The sequence below is a fragment of the Streptomyces pallidus (ex Mingjun et al. 2026) genome (assembly GCF_051550185.1).
Lineage (GTDB): Bacteria > Actinomycetota > Actinomycetes > Streptomycetales > Streptomycetaceae > Streptomyces.
The window spans coordinates 4,953,917-4,973,116 of sequence record NZ_CP196181.1 but is presented as its reverse complement, the minus strand read 5'-3'; the positions used below and the strand labels follow the sequence as shown (position 1 = coordinate 4,973,116).

General features: G+C 72.1%; 12 protein-coding genes and 2 pseudogenes. 5 read left to right on the top strand and 9 right to left on the bottom strand.

Features of this window, described 5'->3' with window-relative positions; all coding sequences use genetic code 11:
• Positions 1-93: 93 nt before the first annotated feature.
• Complete coding sequence (gene recD2, locus ACSHWO_RS21995) at positions 94-2,337, bottom strand: SF1B family DNA helicase RecD2 (protein WP_385847835.1); 2,244 nt, start codon at positions 2,335-2,337, stop codon at positions 94-96.
• A gap of 341 nt (positions 2,338-2,678) precedes the next feature.
• On the opposite strand from recD2, the pseudogene ACSHWO_RS21990 reads away from it, so the two are divergent.
• Positions 2,679-3,176 (top strand): annotated as a pseudogene (locus ACSHWO_RS21990) (GNAT family N-acetyltransferase); the annotation flags it as partial.
• On the opposite strand, the gene ACSHWO_RS21985 reads toward ACSHWO_RS21990, so the two are convergent.
• On the bottom strand, positions 3,127-4,122 hold the full coding sequence (locus ACSHWO_RS21985) for an EamA family transporter (protein WP_438314057.1): 996 nt from the start codon (positions 4,120-4,122) through the stop codon (positions 3,127-3,129). The pseudogene ACSHWO_RS21990 and the gene ACSHWO_RS21985 sit on opposite strands and share 50 nt — an antisense overlap.
• An 82-nt stretch (positions 4,123-4,204) precedes the next feature.
• Here ACSHWO_RS21985 and ACSHWO_RS21980 point away from each other — a divergent pair, with 82 nt between their 5' ends.
• On the top strand, positions 4,205-5,161 hold the full coding sequence (locus ACSHWO_RS21980; RefSeq protein ID WP_438314054.1) for a LysR family transcriptional regulator: 957 nt from the start codon (positions 4,205-4,207) through the stop codon (positions 5,159-5,161).
• A 10-nt stretch (positions 5,162-5,171) separates the two neighbouring features.
• On the top strand, positions 5,172-7,058 hold the full coding sequence (locus tag ACSHWO_RS21975; RefSeq protein ID WP_385847824.1) for a glycoside hydrolase family 3 protein: 1,887 nt from the start codon (positions 5,172-5,174) through the stop codon (positions 7,056-7,058).
• A 35-nt stretch (positions 7,059-7,093) separates the two neighbouring features.
• Here ACSHWO_RS21975 and ACSHWO_RS21970 read toward each other — a convergent pair whose 3' ends face one another.
• From ACSHWO_RS21970 to ACSHWO_RS21960, 3 genes are all read right to left on the bottom strand, one after another.
• Complete coding sequence (locus ACSHWO_RS21970) at positions 7,094-8,560, bottom strand: aminopeptidase (RefSeq protein WP_438314051.1); 1,467 nt, start codon at positions 8,558-8,560, stop codon at positions 7,094-7,096.
• An 85-nt stretch (positions 8,561-8,645) separates the two neighbouring features.
• Positions 8,646-8,909, bottom strand: coding sequence for a hypothetical protein (locus ACSHWO_RS21965; protein ID WP_438314048.1), 264 nt, complete (start codon positions 8,907-8,909; stop codon positions 8,646-8,648).
• Between the two features lie 260 nt (positions 8,910-9,169).
• Complete coding sequence (locus ACSHWO_RS21960) at positions 9,170-13,036, bottom strand: ABC transporter ATP-binding protein (protein ID WP_438319216.1); 3,867 nt, start codon at positions 13,034-13,036, stop codon at positions 9,170-9,172.
• A gap of 305 nt (positions 13,037-13,341) precedes the next feature.
• Between ACSHWO_RS21960 and ACSHWO_RS21955 the strand changes: the two genes are divergently transcribed.
• Positions 13,342-14,334: a hypothetical protein gene (locus tag ACSHWO_RS21955; RefSeq protein WP_438314045.1), complete on the top strand. Its 993-nt coding sequence runs from the start codon at positions 13,342-13,344 to the stop codon at positions 14,332-14,334.
• Here ACSHWO_RS21955 and ACSHWO_RS21950 read toward each other — a convergent pair.
• Positions 14,324-14,920 carry a hypothetical protein gene (locus tag ACSHWO_RS21950; protein ID WP_438314042.1) on the bottom strand — a complete coding sequence of 199 codons (597 nt, stop codon included), beginning with the start codon at positions 14,918-14,920 and terminating at the stop codon, positions 14,324-14,326. The two genes, ACSHWO_RS21955 and ACSHWO_RS21950, sit on opposite strands and share 11 nt — an antisense overlap.
• A 144-nt stretch (positions 14,921-15,064) precedes the next feature.
• A pseudogene (locus ACSHWO_RS21945) lies at positions 15,065-15,826 on the bottom strand (GntR family transcriptional regulator).
• Between the two features lie 157 nt (positions 15,827-15,983).
• Between ACSHWO_RS21945 and ACSHWO_RS21940 the strand changes: the two are divergent.
• The gene (locus ACSHWO_RS21940) at positions 15,984-16,403 is read left to right on the top strand and encodes an ATP-binding protein (RefSeq protein WP_438314039.1); all 420 of its coding nucleotides are present in this window, start codon (positions 15,984-15,986) and stop codon (positions 16,401-16,403) included.
• On the opposite strand, the gene ACSHWO_RS21935 is transcribed toward ACSHWO_RS21940, so the two are convergent.
• Together ACSHWO_RS21935 and ACSHWO_RS21930 are read right to left on the bottom strand one after the other, a co-directional pair.
• Positions 16,393-17,046 carry a hypothetical protein gene (locus ACSHWO_RS21935; RefSeq protein ID WP_438314036.1) on the bottom strand — a complete coding sequence of 218 codons (654 nt, stop codon included), beginning with the start codon at positions 17,044-17,046 and terminating at the stop codon, positions 16,393-16,395. The genes ACSHWO_RS21940 and ACSHWO_RS21935 overlap by 11 nt on opposite strands.
• A gap of 1 nt (position 17,047) precedes the next feature.
• Complete coding sequence (locus ACSHWO_RS21930) at positions 17,048-19,195, bottom strand: hypothetical protein (RefSeq protein WP_438314033.1); 2,148 nt, start codon at positions 19,193-19,195, stop codon at positions 17,048-17,050.
• Positions 19,196-19,200 lie beyond the last annotated feature (5 nt).

The window sequence follows — 19,200 nt, the reverse complement described above, 5'->3', positions numbered from 1 at the left end:
GAGAGTGCACTCGGGGTCGGCCTTAGGCATTTTGGCGGCACTGAGTGCCGCCAACCTGCTTATCCTGCCCCCTCCGCGCCAAATGCGGAAACCCTAGGCGCCGTTTCCCACCGGGATGCGGCCGGACAGCCTAGGGGCGACCGCCGTGAACCTCCTGCCTGCGGAAACCGTACGCACTGCCTGCGCCAGGGCCTTGCGGGACCCGACCAGGACGACCAGCTTCTTCGCCCTCGTCACCGCCGTGTAGAGCAGGTTGCGCTGGAGCATCATCCAGGCCCCGGTGGTGACAGGGATCACGACCGCCGGGTATTCGCTCCCCTGGGACCGGTGGATGGTGACGGCGTACGCGTGCGCCAGCTCGTCCAGCTCGGAGAAGTCGTACCCGACCTCCTCATCTTCCTCCGTCCGCACCGTCAGGCGCTGTTCGACCAGGTCAAGGGCGGTGACCACGCCGACGGTGCCGTTGAAGACGCCGTTCGCGCCCTTCTCGTAGTTGTTCCGGATCTGGGTGACCTTGTCGCCGACCCGGAAGACCCGGCCGCCGAACCTCTTCTCGGCGAGGTCCGGGCGGGCCGGGGTGACGGCCTGCTGGAGCAGGCTGTTGAGGTTCCCCGCGCCGGCCGGGCCGCGGTGCATGGGGGCGAGTACCTGCACGTCACGGCGGGGGTCGAGGCCGAATCTGGCCGGAACCCGCCGCGCGGCCACGTCCACGGTGAGCCGGCCGGCCTCCTCGGTGTCCTCCTCGGCGAAGAGGAAGAAGTCCGGGAGACCGTCGGTCAGGGGCGTCAGGCCGGTGTTGATCCGGTGGGCGTTGGTGACCACGCCCGACTGCTGGGCCTGGCGGAAGATCCTGGTCAGGCGGACCGCGGGCACGGGGCTGCCGTCCGCCAGCAGGTCGCGCAGCACCTCCCCGGCGCCGACCGAGGGGAGCTGGTCCACGTCCCCGACGAGGAGCAGGTGCGCACCCGGCGCCACGGCCTTGACCAGCTTGTTCGCCAGCAGGAGGTCCAGCATCGAGGCCTCGTCGACGACGACCAGGTCGGCGTCGAGCGGTCGGTCCCGGTCGTAGGCGGCGTCCCCGCCCGGCTTGAGCTCCAACAGCCGGTGCACGGTGGACGCCTCGGCCCCGGTCAGCTCCGACAGGCGCTTCGCGGCCCGGCCGGTGGGCGCGGCCAGCACGACCTTGGCCTTCTTGGCCCGGGCCAGCTCGACGATCGACCGCACGGTGAAGGACTTGCCGCAGCCGGGCCCGCCGGTCAGGACGGCGACCTTGCGGGTCAGTGCCAGCTTGACGGCCTCGCGCTGCTCGGGCGCCAGATCGGCCCCGGTGCGGCCGGCCAGCCAGCGCAGGGCCTTGTCCCAGTCCACCTCCCGGAAGGACCCCATCCGGTCGTCCTCGGCGTTCAGCAGCCGGCGCAGCTGGCCCACCAGCGACAGCTCGGCCCGGTGGAAGGGCACCAGGTAGACGGCCGTCAGGTCGGGTCCGCCCTCCGGGTCGGGCACGGCTTCCCGTACGACGCCCTCCGGGTCGGCGGCGAGCTCGGCGAGGCACTCGATGACCAGCCCGGTGTCGACCTGGAGCATCTTGACCCCGTCGGCGATCAGCCGCTCTTCGGGGAGGAAGCAGTGGCCCTGGTCGGTCGACTGGGACAGGGCGTACTGGAGGCCGGCCTTGACCCGGTCCGGGCTGTCGTGCGGGATGCCGACGGCCTGCGCGATGCGGTCCGCGGTCAGGAAGCCGATGCCCCACACGTCGGCGGCGAGCCGGTAGGGCTGGTTCTTCACCACCGAGATGGAGGCGTCGGCGTACTTCTTGTAGATGCGGACCGCGATGGAGGTGGAGACGCCGACGCCCTGGAGGAAGACCATGACCTCCTTGATGGCCTTCTGCTCCTCCCAGGCGGCGCCGATCAGCTTCGTCCGCTTGGGGCCGAGGCCGGGCACCTCGACGAGCCGCTTGGGCTCGCTCTCGATGACGTCGAGGGTGTCGGTGCCGAAGTGCTCGACGATCCGGTCGGCGATCCTCGGGCCGATGCCCTTGATCAGGCCGGATCCGAGGTAGCGGCGTATGCCCTGGATGGTGGCGGGCAGCACGGTGCGGTAGTTCTCCACGGTGAACTGCTTGCCGTACTGGGGGTGGGAGCCCCAGCGGCCCTCCATGCGCAGCGATTCGCCGGGCTGGGCCCCGAGCAGTGCGCCCACGACGGTCAGCAGGTCGCCGCTGCCCCGGCCTGTGTCGACGCGGGCGACCGTGTAGCCGTTCTCCTCGTTGGCGTAGGTGATGCGTTCGAGCACCCCCTCGACCACCGCCAGTTGCACCGCCCCGTTGGTTGTCATGGCACGAAGTTACCGTCCGGCTCGGACAGCCCGGCAGCCCTGTGGAAAACCCCCCGCCGCGACGCGAGAAGGGGGCCCGGCCTCCCCGGCCGGACCCCCTCACGGTTACCCCTCCCTCGTCGGACTTCCCGATCCCCCCAGATCCCTCCCCGGAAGCACCGACGCACCCTACGACCCGCCTGTGCGCCCGGGGGTTGCACCCGGAATCGGAACTTTACGTTTCCATTACCTCGGATCGGTTCCGGGTGCCTGCGCAATGCCTGCAAGCCACCGCGAACCAGGCGTTTCGGCCGGGCTCCCGGGCGCTATCCTCGGTCGTCATGGACACCTCCGGCGGACAGGTGAGGCTGCGGGATCCGGAACCCGGCGAGCTGGGCTGGATCGTGCAGCGGCACGGCGCGCTCTATGCCGCCGAGTTCGGATGGAACACGGACTTCGAGGCCCTGGTGGCCCGTATCGTCGCGGACTTCGCCGAGGACCACGATCCACATCTGGAACGGGTCTGGATCGCCGAGCTGGACGGCAGGCCGGTCGGCTCGGTGATGTGCGTCCGCGAGGACGGATCTCCCGGCACGGCCCGGCTGCGCCTGCTGCTGGTGGAACCGGAGGGCCGCGGGCGCGGCGTCGGGACCCTCCTGGTCGACACGGTCGTCGCGTTCGCCCGCTCGGCCGGCTACCGCGAGCTCGTGCTGTGGACCAACGACGTGCTGGCCGCGGCCCGGGCCCTCTACCGGCGCGCCGGGTTCACCCTGGTCGCCGAGCGGCCGCACCGCTCGTACGGCGCCACCCTCACGGGGCAGGACTGGCGGCTGCCCCTGCAGGAGGACTCCCCGCGCTGACGGCGGAACTGACGGCGGACGACGATGCCGCCGGCGCCCGCACCCCGCCGGACGCGGACGGGTCCGCACCCGCCGCACCCGTCCGCGGCTGCCGCGCCGGGGCCAGCGAGGTCAGCGCGACGCCGCCGACCAGCAGCACCGCCGCCACCCAGCGCAGCCCGGACACGCTCTCGCCCAGCACCAGGGCCGCCGAGGACATCCCGAACACGGGCACGAGCAGCGAGAACGGGGCGACGGCCGAGGCCGGGTAGCGCCGCAGCAGGTACCCCCAGGCGCCGAAGCCGAACACGGTCGAGATCCAGGCGACGTACGCGATGACGCCCACCCCGGACCAGTCCAGGGCACGCAGCGCGGCCAGGTCCCGCTCGGCTCCCTCCAGCAGCAGCGACAGCCCGAGCAGCGGCAGCACGGGCACCGTGCACACCCAGACCATGAAGTTCAGCGCGTCGGGCGGGGCCGCCTTGCGGGTGAGCACGTTGGACACGCCCCAGCAGGCGGCGGCCGCGACGACCAGGGTGAAGCCGAGCACCGGCCCGGAGGTGCCCCCGTCGACGGCGGCCACGGCGATCCCGGCGAGCGCGACGCCCATGCCGGCCAGCCGGACGGGCCCGGGCCGCTCCCGCAGCACCGCGGCCGCGAGGACGGCGGTGAACACGGCCTGGACCTGGAGGACGAGGGAGGACAGCCCGGCCGGCATCCCTGCGGCCATCCCCGTGAAGAGCAGGCCGAACTTGGCGATGCCGAGGGCGGCCCCGACGCCGAGGATCCACTTCCACGCGACCTTGGGCGGCCCGACGAAGAACACCGCGGGCAGCGCGGCGGCGAGGAAGCGCAGGGCGGACAGCAGCAGGGGCGGGAAGTGGCCGAGCCCGATCTGGATGACGACGAAGTTGACGCCCCAGACGGCGGCGACGAGGACGGCGAGAGCCGTGTGAACTGGACGCATGCTCCGAGCATCGGCGGCGCGACCATGTAGCACCAGCGCGGATCCCTTCCGGGATGGATGAAGCATTGCTTACGGTTGGACCATGCTCGACCTCTCCCGGCTGCGCGCCCTGCACGCCGTCTCCGTCCACGGCTCGGTCGCGGGCGCGGCGGCCGCCCTCGGATACACCCCCTCGGCCGTCTCCCAGCAGATCGCCAAGCTGGAACGCGAGACCCGCACCACGCTGCTGGAGCGGCGCGGGCGCGGGGTCGCCCTGACCGAGGAGGCCTGGCACCTGGCCCGTACCGCCCGCGAGTTGCTGATGATCGTGGAGCAGGCCGAGACCACCCTGGAGGAGCGCCGCGGCCGGCCGAGCGGACTGCTGACCGTGGCCGCGTTCGCCTCGGCGGCGCGCGGCCTGCTGCCCAGTGTGCTGGCCGACCTGGCGCGCCGTCATCCCGCCCTGGACGTACGCCTCACGGAGGTGGACCCCCACCTGTCGGTGGACCTCGTGGCCCGGGGGGTGAGCGACCTGGCGGTGGCCCACGACTGGGACATCGCCCCGCTGCCGGCCCCCGAGGGCGTCGACCAGGCCGTGATCGGCGACGACCCGTGCGATCTGGTGGTACCCGAGGGGCACCCGTTCACCACCCGTGGAGTGATCCGCAGGTCGGACCTCGGCGGCCAGCGGTGGGTGTGCCAGCCGCCCGGCCGGGTCTGCCACGACTGGCTGGTACGCACGCTGCGCACGGCCGGCTTCGAACCCGACGTCGCCCATGTGGCCGAGGAGAACCACACGATCGTCGCCCTGGTCGCGGCCGGGCTCGGCGTGGCCGTCGTACCCCGGCTCGGCACCGGTGCGCTGCCGCCGGGGGCGGTGGCGGTGCCGCTCGAACCGGGCCCCGTACGCAGGCTGTACGCCCTGTGGCGGACGGGGGCGGCCCGCCGGCCGGCGATCACCGAGGTCGTACGCACCCTGCAGCAGCACTGGGCCCGGGCAGAAGCCCGTCCGGGGGACCCCGGCCGTGTCCTCGACGGCGGGAGCACGCCCCCGCAGTAGGGTCCGGCGCGTGCCGAACCACGCCTCCCGCCGGTCCCTGCTCACCGCGGCCGCCGTGGCCGCAGCCGCAGCCGCCGGGGCCGTCTCGTACGCCCTGGGCAGCTCCGCAGACCCCACCGCCGCCTCCGGTCCCCCCGCCCCCTCGGGCTCCCCGGGCCGATCCGGGGGCACCCGCCGCGGGGACGGCCGCCCCGGCGACCGGTCCCCCGGTCCGGCCCCCGACCGGGCCGAACTGCGCCGCGTGGTGGCCGGGATGAGCCTGACCGAGCAGGTCGGGCAGCTCTTCGTGTCCCGGGTCTTCGGGCATTCCGCGACCGAACCCGAGCCGGCCGACGCCGAGAAGAACCAGAAGAACTTCGGGGTGCGCACCGCCGCCGAACTGATCTCCCGCTACCACCTCGGCGGGATCGTCCTGTTCTCCTGGGCGGGCAACACGCGGGGGCCGCAGCAGATCGCCGACCTCTCGGCCGGGCTCCAGCAGGCGGCCTCGGCCACGGGGGCCGGGATCCCGCTGATGCTCTCCATCGACCAGGAGCACGGCGCGGTGGCCCGGATCGGCAAGCCCGCGACCCTGCTGCCCGGGGCGATGGCCCTGGGCGCGCGCGGCGGCAGGGCGTCGGCCACCGCCGAGGCCCGCCGTGCGGCGCGCATCGCGGGGGCCGAGCTGGCCGCGATGGGCATCCGGCAGGACTACGCGCCGGTGGCCGACGTGAACGTGAACCCGGCCAACCCGGTGATCGGCGTCCGGTCCTTCGGCTCCGACCCGAAGGCGGTGGCCGCGCTGGTCGCCGCCCAGGTGCGCGGCTACCAGGGCGCGGGGGTGTCCGCGACGGCCAAGCACTTCCCCGGCCACGGCGACACCGAGACCGACAGCCACATCGGGCTGCCGGTGATGACGCACAGCCGGGCCCGCTGGGAGGAGCTGGACGAGCCGCCGTTCCGGGCGGCGGTGGAGGCGGGCGTGGACGCCGTGATGACGGCGCACATCGTCTTCCCCGCGCTCGACCCCTCGGGGGACCCGGCGACCCTCTCGCGGCCGATCGTCACGGGCATCCTGCGCGAACGCCTCGGCTTCCGCGGGGTGGTGGTCACCGACGCCCTCGACATGGCCGGCGTCCGCCAGAAGTACGGGGACGACCGGGTGCCGGTGCTGGCCCTGAAGGCGGGCTGCGACCAGCTGCTGAACCCGCCGGACCTGGGCCTGGCGTTCCGCAGCGTGGTCGCCGCGGTGGAGTCCGGCGAGCTGACGCAGACCCGGATCGCCGAGTCGGTGCTGCGGATCCTGGAACTCAAGGCGCGCCGGGGCCTGTTCGACCGGCCGCAGACCACGGCGGGGCGGATGGACGGGGTTGTGGGCACCACGACGCACCTGGCCGCCGCCGACGAGATCGCGGCGGGTACGACGACCCTGCTGGCCAATCCCGTGAAGCTGCTGCCGCTGGACCCGTCGGCCGCGCCCGCGCTGCTGGTCACCGGGACCGACCCGGCCTCCGCCAGCGGTACGACGGGTCCCCCGACGGTGGTACTGGCCCGGGAGCTGACCGCCCTGGGCTGCCGGGCGACGGCGGTGCCGCCCGAGCGGGCGGTGGCCGCGGCCGAGGGCAACGCGGCGGTGCTGGTGTGCACGTACAACGTGCCGGAGGGGGACAGTCCGCAGCGCACGCTGGTGGCGGACCTGGTGGCGACCGGGGTGCCGGTGGTCACGGTGGCGATCCGCAACCCCTACGACCCGGCCCGGCTGCCGGAGTGCGCGGCCGAGCTGGCGACGTACACCTGGTCCGACGTGGAGATGCGGGCGGCGGCCCGGGTGGTGACCGGTAGGGCGCGGCCGGTGGGCCGGCTGCCGGTCCCGGTGCCGGACCGCTACCCGCTGGGCCACGGGCTGGCGTACGGCTGATCCCGTACGCCAGCCCGCGGCGCGGGGGACCGGGGTTACGGCCGCAGCTGCGGCTCGCGCTCCAGGTCCCTCTGGTCGAGCTGGGCGTCCGGCTTCGCCAGCGGCGCCGCCCGGCCCGCGTCGAGGGCCGCGGCGGACGTGGCGACCCCGGCCCACTGCAGGATCCGCTGCGTGGCCAGCGCCTTCTCGCCCTCCTGGAGCTTGGCGACGTTGGCCCCGTGGTTGGCGCCGGGCGCGATCATCACGTAGCTGTCGTGGGTCCCGTAGCCGAGATGGAACGGTTCTGCGCCCCACGGGTCGTTCTGCCCGTAGACGAAGAGCATCTGGTGGGCGTTGTTCTTCACCCAGTTGTCCACGTCCGCCATGACCCCCGGCTGGAAGGTCATGGGGATGTCGCGCGGCACGAAGTTGCGCGGCGGCTGGTAGCCGTACCGGGTCAGGCCCTTGAGGTGCGGCTGCTTGATGTCCGGCGAGCCGAGCTGCGTGCCGGCCTGGTAGTAGTACGGCGTGTACGTCTCCAGGCCCTGGTCGGCGTAGGCCGAGAAGCCGGAGATCGCGTCGATCGAGTCCCAGATCTCCTGGTCGCTGGCGGCCTTGGCGTCCGCGGGGATGGTGCCGCAGTCGGACAGCAGGCTGTACTGCCAGAACGCCCACACGTAGTCGAGGACGACGGCCTCGTAGGCCTTGTCGAGGCTGCCGACGGTGTTGAAGGTCCAACCGTTCCCGGTGGCGGCGGCCGCGTACTTGGCCTCCAGCGGCTCGCGGCGCACGAGCGCCTCGCGCTGGACGGCGTTCAGCTTGTCGCGGCACTCCTTGGTGCCGACCTTGGCGAAGAACCGGTCGTAGGCCGAGTCCTCCTTGTTGACGACGTCGTTGGGCGCGACGTACGCGACGACGCCGTCCATGTCGCGCGGGTAGAAGCGCTCGTAGTACGTCGCGGTCATGCCGCCCTTGCTGCCGCCGGTGGCGAGCCAGTTCTTCGGGTAGAGCTTCTTCAGCGCGGTGAAGATGCGGTGCTGGTCGCTGGCGGCCTGCCAGATGTCCAGCTTCGACCAGTCCGCCGGGTCGGGGCGGGACGGGTTGAAGAACCGGTACTCCATCGACACCTGGTTGCCGTCGACGATCGTCGTCGGCTCGGCCCGGCGCGGGTTGGTGTTGACGTTGTAGCCCGAGGTGTAGAACACCGTGGGCCGGGAGACGTCCTTGTGCAGCAGGGTGATGCGCTGCTTGAAGGTGCCCTTCCACGGCTGCCGGTGGTCGATCGGCTGCTCGTAGTTCAGCACGAAGAAGCGGTAACCGGGGTACGGCTTCTCCTCGATCAGGCTCATGCCCGGAATCGCGAGGATCTGGTCCTTGATGTCCGTGGTGGCGGCCTGTGCGGCGATGGCCGGCACTGCGGCGGTCGGCTCTGCGGCGGTGGCCGCCTGAGCCGTGAAGCCGGCCGTGCCCATGGTGCCGATCAGCACGGCGAGCGGCAGCAGCCGGCCAAGCGTCTTGCGCATTCACCCTCCCCTTGAGTTCACTGCGGTCGCACGTGAACCTAGCGGGGTCAACACGCAGCTGACCAGACCCAGTTGGGACGCACGTTCAGCACAGGATCCAGCCGGACTCGACGGACCCGACCGCGACGCTCCCCCTTACATACACACAGCGGTTGATCGCACCCACGGTGACAGGTCCGGCATATCGGGTGAACTGCCCGAGATCGCGGACCGGAACCCCACCGCGCGGCTGGATGCTCACCGCCATCGGCCGGCGCCTGCCCGGATCCCGGGTGAGGGCGACGGCGCAGGCCTGGGTGCGGCTCTTGAAGATCCGCACCTCCCCCGCGGGGAACGGCAGCGTCTTCACGAGCTGCCCCTCACAGCCGCCCCCGGCGGCCCGGGCCGGCGGCGCCCCCAACAGTCCCCCCAGGCAGAGCGCGAGCACCGCCGTCGACACCCCCGCGCGGACGGCCCCCCGGCCGCCCCGCCTTCCTCCGCGTACCACAGTGCCCCCCGGTCAATTGGGCGTACTTATGTGCGTCATACGTACGTCCGTACGACGCGCAGACCCCCCGGAAGGTTGCACCCTGCAAGATCCGGGGGGCTGGGGCAGGAGGCCGGAACGCCTCAGGCCGCGGCGTGCTCGTCCTCGCCGACGAACGTCCGCCACAGCACGGCGTACCGGCCGTCGCGGGCCAGGAGCTCGGCGTGGGTGCCGTCCTCCACCACCCGGCCGCGGTCCATGACCACGACCCGGTCCGCGCGCGCGGCCGTGGTCAGCCGGTGCGCCACCACCAGGGTGGTGCGCCTGCCGGCGAGCCGGTCCGTGGCCTGGTTGACCTGCGCCTCGGTGGCCAGGTCGAGGGCGGCCGTGGCCTCGTCGAGCAGCAGCACGTCCGGGTCGACGAGTTCCGCACGGGCCAGGGCGATCAGCTGGCGCTGCCCGGCCGAGAGGTTGCGGCCGCGTTCGGCGACGGTGTGCAGGTAGCCGCCGTCGAGCGTGGCGATCATGTCGTGGGCGCCGACCGCGCGGGCGGCCGCCTCGACCTCCGCGTCGCTCGCGTCGGGCCGCCCGTACGCGATCGCGTCGCGCACCGTCCCGGCGAAGAGGTACGGCTCCTGCGGGACCACCCCGAGCCGGCGGCGGAACGCCGTCAGGTCGAACTCCCGCAGGTCGGTGCCGTCGGCGGTGACCCGGCCGCCGGTCGGGTCGTAGAACCGGGCGACCAGCTTCACCAGCGTGGACTTGCCCGCCCCGGTCTCGCCGACGAACGCGACGGTCTGGCCCGCCGGTATGCGCAGGCTGATTCCGGCCAGGGCCTCGCTGCCCTTCTCGCCGTGCTCCTCGGCGGTCCCGTACGCGAAGTGCACGTCCTCGAACGCGATCTCGCCGCGCAGCTCCCGCACCCCGCGCGGGTCGGCGGGCAGCGGGGTGGTGGTCGGCTCCCGCAGCAGCTGCTGGATCCGGCCGAGGGAGACGGTCGCCTGCTGGTACCCGTCGAAGACCTGCGAGAGCTGCTGGACCGGGGCGAAGAACAGGTCGATGTACAGCAGGTACGCCACCAGCGCGCCCGTGGTGAGCGTGCCCGCCTCGACCCGGCCCGCACCGACGACCAGGACGGCCGCCGCCGCGGCCGAGGACAGCAGCTGCACGAACGGGAAGTAGACGGATATCAGCCACTGGCCGCGCACCCGCGCCTCGCGGTACGCGTCGCTGCGCTCCGCGAAGCGGACTGCGCCGGAGCCCTGGCGGCGGAAGGCCTGGACGATGCGGAGCCCGGAGACGGACTCCTGGAGGTCGGCGTTGACCAGGCTGACCCGGTCGCGGGCGAGCTCGTACGCGGCGACCGACTTGCGGCGGAACACGATGGTGCCGACGACCAGCACCGGCAGCGTGGCGAAGACGATCAGCGCGAGCTCGACGTCGAGGACGAGCAGGGCGACGAGGATGCCGAGGAAGGTGAAGACGGAGACGACGGCGGTGACGAGGCCGGTCTGCAGGAACGACGACAGCGAGTCCACGTCGGTGGTCATCCGGGTCATGATCTTGCCGGTCAGCTCGCGCTCGTAGTAGTCGAGGCCGAGGCGCTGGAGCTGGGCGAAGATCTTGACGCGGAGGGCGTACAGCACGCGCTCGCCGGTGCGGCCCGTCATGCGGGTCTCGGCGAACTGGGCCGCCCACTGGCCGAGGACCACCGCGAGGGCGAGCAGGGACGCCGCCCAGACGGCCCCGAGCGCGGCCTGCTCGACGCCCTTGTCGATGCCGTGCCGGATCAGGACGGGCAGCAGCAGCCCGGCGCCCGCGTCGACGGCGACCAGGCCGAGGCTGACGGCGAGCGGCGCCCAGAAGCCGCGCAGCAGGCGGCGCAGGTTGTAGCTGTCCTCGGCGGCCGCGGCGCGCGTCTCGTCGACCTCCGGCTCGTCGTCGGCGGGCGGCAGGGCCGCCACCTTGGCGAGGAGCTCGGGGGTCGCCGGCGTGCCGGCGACGGCCCCGGCCATGGAGTGCGGGGGGCCCGCGGCGGGGGTGGGGGGCGCGGAGGGCGCTCCGGGGGCGGAAGCTGCCCCGGAGGAGGCGGTTCCTGACGAGGATGCCGTCCTGGTGTCGTTGTCCTCGCGGCGGCGCCACAGCTCGGGGGTCACCCCGTCGACGACCCGCCGCTTGGCGTTGACCGGCTCGGCGTCTATCTCGGCCTCGACCTCGATGTCCTGCTCGAAGTCCCGCTCGAACTCGTCCATGGTGGCCGCCGGCGCCTCGGGCGTGCGCGGCGAGGCGGCGCCGAGCGCGTCCGCGTCGGTCAGCAGCCGCCGGTACAGCGCGGAGCGGTGCTCCAGCTCCTCGTGCGTACCGATGTCGGCGAGCCGGCCGCGGTCGAGTACGGCGATCCGGTCGGCCAGCGCGAGCGTGGAGCGGCGGTGGGCGATGAGGAGGGTGGTGCGGCCCGCCATGACGGCGCGCAGCGCCTCGTGGATCTCGTGCTCGACGCGGGCGTCGACGGCCGAGGTGGCGTCGTCGAGGAGCAGCAGGCGGGGGTCGGTGAGGATGGCGCGGGCGAGCGCGACGCGCTGGCGCTGGCCGCCCGACAGGGTCAGGCCCTGCTCGCCGACCTTGGTGTCGTAGCCGGCGGGCAGCCGTTCGATGAAGGCCTCGGCCTGGGCGGCGCGGGCGGCGGCCCGGACCTGCTCCTCGGTGGCCTCCGGGTGGCCGAAGGCGATGTTGGCGCGGATGGTGTCGGAGAAGAGGAACGAATCTTCCGGCACGAGGCCGATCGCGGCGCGCAGCGAGTCGTACGTGAGCTCGCGGACGTCGTGGCCGCCGACGCGGACGGTGCCGGCGTCGGCGTCGTAGAAGCGGGGCAGGAGGAGCGAGACGGTGGACTTGCCGGAGCCGGAGGCGCCGACGACGGCGACGGTCTCGCCGGCGGCGACGGTGAGGGAGAAGCCGTCGAGGACGGGCCGCTCGGGGTCGTAGCCGAAGACGACGTCGTCGAACTCGACGGTGGCGGGGGCGTCGGCGGGCAGCTCCCGGGTGCCGTCCTGGATGGTGGGCTCGGTGTCGATCAGCTCGAACACCCGCTCCACGCCGGCACGGGCCTGCTGGCCGACGGTGAGGACCATGGCGAGCATGCGGACGGGGCCGACGAGCTGGGCGAGGTAGGTGGAGAAGGCGACGAAGGTGCCGAGGGTGACCTGCCCGTTCGTGGCCAGCCAGCCGCCGAGGGCCAGCATGGCGACCTGGGCGAGGGCGGGCACCGCCTGGAGGGCGGGGGTGTAGCGGGAGTTCAGGCGTATGCTCCGCAGCCGCCCGGCGAACAGCCCGCGGCCGGCGTCGCGGAGCTTGGCGGTCTCCTGGTCCTCCTGGCCGAAGCCCTTGACGACGCGGACGCCGGTCACGGCCCCGTCGACGACGGAGGCGACGGCCGCGGCCTGGCCCTGGGCCCACCAGGTGGCGGGGAACAGCTTCTTGCGGCTGCGGTCCGCGATGAACCAGAGGGCAGGCGCCATCAGCAGTGCGACGAGCGTCAGCAGCGGCGAGAGCCACAGCATCACGGCCAGGGATATACCGAAGAGCAGGAAGTTGCCGATGGTCATCGGCAACATGAAGAGCAGGCCCTGGATCAGCTGGAGGTCGCTCGTGGCCCGGCCGACGACCTGGCCGGTGGACAGCTCGTCCTGGCGGCGGCCGTCGAGGCGGCCGATGGTCGCGTACATGTCGGTGCGCAGGTCGTGCTGCACGTCGAGGGCGAGGCGCCCGCCGTAGTAGCGGCGTACGTACGTGAACGCGTACACGAGGACCGCGGCGCCGACGAGCAGCCCGGCCCAGGGGGCCATCGGCTTGGTCTGCTCCCCGATGACGTCGTCGATGATGACCTTCGTGACGAGCGGGACGAAGGCCATGACGGCCATGCCGCCGAGCGACGAGCCGAGTGCGAGCAGCACGTTGGCCTTGTAGCGCCAGGTATAGGCGGCGAGCCGCCTGGCCCAGCCCTGCTGCACCGGGCCGCCGTGCTCTCCCGGCCCCTCGCCGGCCGTCTGCGCCGTCCTTGCCGCTGTCTGCGCCGCCGCCACGTTCTGCCTCCCCGTCCGTCCGTCGCTGCCGCCTCCCCCAACGCCCCGACCGGCGGATTTCATCCCGCCGCAACATCTCGAGGGTGCGGATATGTCACCTCGGCCGCACGCGGGGCGGGGCCGGTGGGGGGAACGGGGGTGAGGGGGAAACGGGGACGAGGTGCACACGGTTCGGTTCAGCCGGGTGGCGCGGCCCGCGTGCAGGCCGGGCCGCCCCCGCGGAGACTGGGCGCATGCCCGAGCCGCAGGAGCAGCCGCCGGGACCGGAGCCGGGACCGGGGCCGGCCCGGGGGTCGCCGGTGCCGCCGTCGGAGGCGGAACCAGGGGCGCAGGCGGCGGGGCCGGGGACCGGGTCGGGGTCGCTCCTGGAAAAGGCCGCGTACGTCACGGCCCCGGCGACCGTGGTCCTCGGCCTCCTCTACTACTTCGGCAGCACCTACACCGACGCGTACTACGCCTACTTCGGCATCCCCGCGAGTGATCTTCAGCTCTCCCTCCAGACGTACGTGGTCAAAAGCCCGGACGCGGTCTTCTTCCCCCTCTGGCTGCTGTTGATCTGCGGACTGGTGGTGCTGCTGGTGCTGGGCTCGGTGGGCCGGGCCCTGGCCGTACCGGGGCGGGAGGCGCTGCGCCGCCGGGTGACGGGCTGCCTGCTCGCCCTCGGCCTGCTGCTGGTGCTGGCCGGGTTCCCGGCCTACTTCATGGAGAGACGGCTACCGCAGCTCCCCAGTGGCTGGATGCGCGATTTCCTGCCCTGCCTGGTCGTGGCGCTGGGCGCCACGCTGGCGTTCTTCGCCGTACAGATGCACCTCGGCCGGAGCCGGGACGGCGAGCTCCACAAAGGGGCCCGGATGGGCGACCGGTTGTGGCTCGTGGGCGGCACCTTACTCATCGGGCTGCTAGCGATGAGCCTGTTCTTCGCCATGGCGCGGTACGCGGCCCAAGCAGGTTGGGCCGATGCCAAGAGTCTCGCGTCCAGCGACTACCTGGACAGCCCGAGGGTGGTGGTCCATTCGAAGGTCCGCATCCCTCACCACCTCAAAGCCATCGTCGTCGACGACCAGGGCGCTGGCGCCGCGCCGTACCGTTACCAGTACCGCGGCTTCCGGCTCCTCACGAAGTCGCCGTCCCGCTTCTACGTCGTCTCCTATGCCGTGTCCGACGGGGCGCCGGTCGTGCTTGCACTGCCTGACGACGACACCGTGCGGGTGGAGATCAGTCCGTGACCTCAGGGGACGCGTCGTCGGTGGGCGTGTCCCCGGTGGGCGTGCTGTCGGCCGACAGGTTCGGACTCGGGGATTCCGCTGAGCCGTCGGAGTTCGCCGCGGCGCCGACCGCCTCCCCCGTGATCCCGACGGTGATGACCTCGCCGTCGGTGGTCTCGGCGGTGAGCTGCCCGCTGTAGCTGCCCGGCGCGGTGGCGACGTGCTGGAGCGTGATCGTGCAGGTTCCTGCGGGCGGCAGCTCGACGCCGGAGCAGTTGTCCTGCGTGATCGTGGTCTCCCCGCTGTCGGTGGTCGCCGACAGGTTCTGGACGGTCTTGGGTTCGCCTTCGGGGTTGGAGATCGCGAAGTCCCGGGTCGCGGGCTCGCCCACGGACGCCGCCGGCACGCTGATCGGCCTGGAATTGGCGGCGCTCTCCCCCAGGAACACGGTGTCCTCCGGTTCGGGGGCGACGGTCTGCTCCGTGCCCGAGGGCGGCGTCGGCGAAGGCCGCTGCTCGCGGTCGCCGCCGCTCTGACAGGCGACGAGGACCACCGCCAGGGCGGCCGCGACCGCTGCCGCGGCAGGGCTTCGGGAAAGTGCGGGCATCACGGCGTCGGCGCCTCCGCTCCCGGACCGACACGGACCGGCTCACCGACCAAGCTCCCACAGGGGAGGTCCCCGGCCCGCGACCTCGGGCCCATGACACAGCGTCATCATCCGAAGGGACGCGGCGCGTGGCCGGCCGCGCCGTCAGCCGGCGCCGAACTCGTACTCCAGGACGTAGGCGGCGGAGTCGAGCACCATCTCGTTCACCTCGACGACCTGTCCGTCGGCGGCGAAGGCGGTACGGCAGACCAGGACCACCGGCGTCCCGGGCACGAGGGCGAGGGCCTCGACCTCCTCGGGCCCCGGCATCCGCGACCGGATCTCCTCCCGGAACCGGACCGGCTCGCGGCCGAGCTCGGCGAGGCGGGCGTAGATGCCGCCCGGGCCGGTGTCCGGCTCGGCGATGGGCGTGCCGGCCGTGAAGACGGCGTCCAGGTAGGACGTCGAGACGAGCACCGGCTTACCGTCGAGAAGGAACCGTCAGCGGCGGACGCACACCTGGCCGCCTTCGCCGAGCCCGAGCAGCGCCCCAATGCCCGGCGGCGCAGACTCCTCACCCACGGACAGCAGTTCGACGGACGGGTCCCGGTTCTCGGTGTCGGCCTCCCAGATGGACTGGCCTTCACCCCAGACGTGGCCTCCGAGGCGCTGAATGCCGCGTCGGCGGATCAGTCTGAACTCACGGACGAAAACCCCGGCACCCTTGCGGGCCTCCACGATGCCCTGCGTCTGGAGGACGCCGAGAGCCTGGCGGGCTGTCATGCGTGCAACGCCGTAGGTGGCCATCAGGTCGTTCTCGCCGGGAAGGCGGTCGCCCGGCCCGTACGTGCCGGCCTGGATGGCCTCCTTCAGCTCGGCAGCAATCCGCTGGTACTTGGGCTGCCGCCCGGAGCCGTTACTCGGCATGCGTCCTCCCGATCATCTCTCGCCATCGTAGGCACGGAAGCGTCGGCGCCTGCTCACCCCCATGCACACGCTGCGTACATCTCTAGAGATAGCTTGACCGATAGACGGCCGGCGCGCTTCACTCGACTTCATCGAATCTCTAGAGAGGCGAGTTCCGGTGGCGCTGACTGCATCCCTGCCGACCGAAGTCTTCTGGCTCTTCCCTCGCAGCCCTCGTAGCCCTGGCTGGGCCCGGGTCTTTTTCCGTGAGCAGGCCCGAGCCTGGGGTGTCGCACGCCTGACCGTGGAGGCCGCCGAGCTGGCCCTGTCGGAGCTCGTCACCAACGCCGTACGGCATGCTCATGCGCCCCGCGGCCGGGAGATCGGGGTGCGGGCGGTGTGGGACGGCGCGTGCCTGCGCGTCGAGGTCGCCGACGCCGGCGACTGGGTGGACCTGGACCCCCGACCGCACCGGCCCGACGGTGAGGACGGCCGCGGCCTCGCGGTGGTGGCGGCCGTGGCCAGCCGGTGGGGGCAGGAGCCCCGCGCTCACGGCATCGGCAAGACGGTCTGGGCCGAGTTCCCGGTCAGGGGGTAGGCAGCGGCTTCACGACCGGGGACTTCTCCAGGGGCTTGTTCCCGCAACCGAGGGCCTCGTTGACGCGGCGGGTCATGAGAGCAGTGAGGGCCATCTTCCTGTCCGTTGCCGCTTGGCTCTCGTCAGGCTCGAAGTCCATGAACGTGTACGAAACGTCCGCGGACAGGTACGCCTTCTGCGACTGCGCCGCGAGATCACCGGGCATGTCGCACTGGACGAGCAACCGCGCCTTCGTGTTGTCCGCCACACCACGCGCGCCGTTCACGTCGTACGACACATTGCCGGCGAACCACGGCTGCTGAGGAGCGCTTCGAGGCGCCCATGCGAACGAGAAGCTCGCCCGGGCGAGACGTGTATCGGTGTCCGCCTGGAACGCGCACGTGAGGTGGTAGTACGTCTGCCTTTCGGGAGGCATCGACCGCAGGTCGCGCTCCAGCTTCTTCACCAGTTCGTCCGTGGGCTTGTAGGCCTTCGTCGTGAAGCCCTCGGTCTGGAGGACCTGCCGCAGAAGCACGGTCTCTTCCGAAGAAGACGGGGTCCCGCACAGGTTCGCCGCCTTCTCATCGGCATCGCCCGAGTCGCACGACGCCAGGGTCAGCGCACAGAGGAGAGCAGCCGTCGACCGCCTGAGAGTCTTGAACACGTCAGGACCGGAGGTGCGCGCGAGCGGCATCCCGCCCACTGGTGTAGCTGTCGTGCGCCATGTTCTTGGCATGCTTGAAAGCAGGATCGCCTTCCATGTGACGGTCCTTGCTCCACGCCTCGAACAGGTCGTTGGTCGCCTGCCTGCCCTTCCCATAGTTGCCGCTGGAATCCTTCTTCCCCTGGTCCTCGGCCTCGTCCTTGACGCCCTCGACCCACTCGTACTTGAGCGAGTCGATCAGCGAGCCTCCGACCGTGCCCGCGATCGGGATCTCGCCGATGAGTCCGTTCGCAACGGCAGCCGTGTGCTCAGATGTGCCTTCCGCCCACTTGCCCTGGTCGTCTTCCTTGTCCTTGTAGACGTCGGCCCCGATGCCGTTGAGGGCGCCGGCCGCCGCGCCGATGTCGTGGGCCCGGTTGTCCCAGTCCGCGCTCACACCGTGCATGTCGCCCTTGTACGGGGCGGCGGCGGTGAGCTGCTCCGCCGAGTACATCCGCTCCGCCTCGACCAGCAGGGCGAACGCCGGGCCGTCGTCGGCCACGCCGCGCATCACGCGGACCAGGCTGCCCTGGCCGACCGCGATCCGGGCCCCGTCGCCCGAACCGTGGATCGAGTCGCTGCCGTTGATGCCGCCCAGGTCGGACTCCTGGCCGCCGAGGATGACGTGGGTGTCCGCCACGTAGTCGACCAGTGCCTTCGCCATCGGCTGGCGCAGGCCTTCCAGGTGCTTCGGGAACGTGTCGCCGCCCATCTCGGCGTCGAGGAGGCGGACGGCGTTGTGCATCACGCGGGCCTGGCCCTCGGTGTGCGGTCCGGGCGGGCCGAGCTTCTCGCCGTCCGTGTGACCGGTCGCCGCAGCCTGGAGGGCCGCTCCCAGGCCCGCCGTCTTGTCGCCGTGCATCCCGATCGGCTGGCCGACGCCGGCCGCGGACCAGGGGTCCGGCATCTCGCGCTCGGTGAGCAGGTACTTCAGGTGCTCGTTCTTGTTGCCGGGCGCCTCGGGGTCGAGGAAGTACGTCGCCGAGTCCGGGTCCTCGGCCATGATGCCGAGCAGGCCGTCCAGCGGGTCGGAGACGAGGTTCGGGCGCTGGGAGTCGTAGGGGTGGTCGTACATGTGCGGGTTCGACTTCTCGGCCGCGATCATGCCGTCGCCGACGTCGTTGAGGAACTGCCTGCCGTAGCCGTCGCCGTGCGCCATGAGGGTGACCAGCGCCTGGTAGCCGTACGTCGGTCGCAGGCCCTTGGCGACCAGCTCGGCGCCCTGTTCCTTGAGCCCGTTCACGAAGGGCTCGTACGCGTAGCTGTCCGGGTCCTTGGTGCCCGAGGCGATCGTCCAGGCGAGGCCCGAGTTGATCGATTCGTAGAGCTTCCTGTCGGCCGTCGACGTGCCGCGGTCGTGCGACGCCAGGTTCATCTGGTCGGCGAGCAGCAGGGTGCCCTTCGCCCCCAGCCCGTTCAGGTACGCCTCGCTGAAGTGCTTGTCCCCGGAGTTCTGCTTCAGGACCTCGTCGTAGTGCCGCAGTTCCTCCGGAGAGGCCTTGCCGTCACGGATCTTCTGGGTGAGGGCCAGCGCCTCCACCGCCTCGACGTCGTTGACGGGCTTCGGGTTGAAGCCGAACATCGCCGTGCCGTCCGCGCCCGACGCGTTCAGCAGGGCGGTCCTGACGTCCGCGTCGAACTCCGTGATCGCTTTGACGGTGTCCGAGATCCGGCGGGTCCAGGCCCGCTCGATCTCCGGGAGGTCGGGATCGTGCCGCGCCGCCTTCGCGGTGCCGGCGTCGACCTTGGAGAAGTCGAAGCTCGCGTTGCCGTCGTCGGAGACCTTCATGCCGGCGGCCTTGGCGTCCGAAACGGCGGACACCAAGCGGCCCTTGAGGTCCGTCAACCGGGCGTGCGCGTCACGGAGCAGCGACTCCATGGCCAGCGCCTCCTTCTGCGCCGACGCGTACTCCTGGCGGGTGATGGAGGAGTTGGTGGCGGCGGTCGTGGCGCTGGTGCCCAGCCAGCCGTTGCCGGTGGAGACCTTCTGGACCTCGTCCTTGTAGACGTCCTCCATGGTCTTGAACTGTGCCGCCACGGCCTTCCAGCCGTCGGCGGCCGTCGTGAGCGCGGAGAGGTCGGTCTGCATGATCTCGGCGTAGTTCGGCACGTCCG

What these genes read in the sequence shown, in the direction of transcription:
- recD2 (WP_385847835.1), bottom strand. Translation starts at nt 2,337, where the DNA reads ATGACAACCAACGGGGCGGTGCAACTGGCGGTGGTCGAGGGGGTGCTC.
- ACSHWO_RS21985 (WP_438314057.1), bottom strand. Translation starts at nt 4,122, where the DNA reads ATGCGTCCAGTTCACACGGCTCTCGCCGTCCTCGTCGCCGCCGTCTGG.
- ACSHWO_RS21980 (WP_438314054.1), top strand. Translation starts at nt 4,205, where the DNA reads ATGCTCGACCTCTCCCGGCTGCGCGCCCTGCACGCCGTCTCCGTCCAC.
- ACSHWO_RS21970 (WP_438314051.1), bottom strand. Translation starts at nt 8,560, where the DNA reads ATGCGCAAGACGCTTGGCCGGCTGCTGCCGCTCGCCGTGCTGATCGGC.
- ACSHWO_RS21955 (WP_438314045.1), top strand. Translation starts at nt 13,342, where the DNA reads ATGCCCGAGCCGCAGGAGCAGCCGCCGGGACCGGAGCCGGGACCGGGG.
- ACSHWO_RS21950 (WP_438314042.1), bottom strand. Translation starts at nt 14,920, where the DNA reads ATGCCCGCACTTTCCCGAAGCCCTGCCGCGGCAGCGGTCGCGGCCGCC.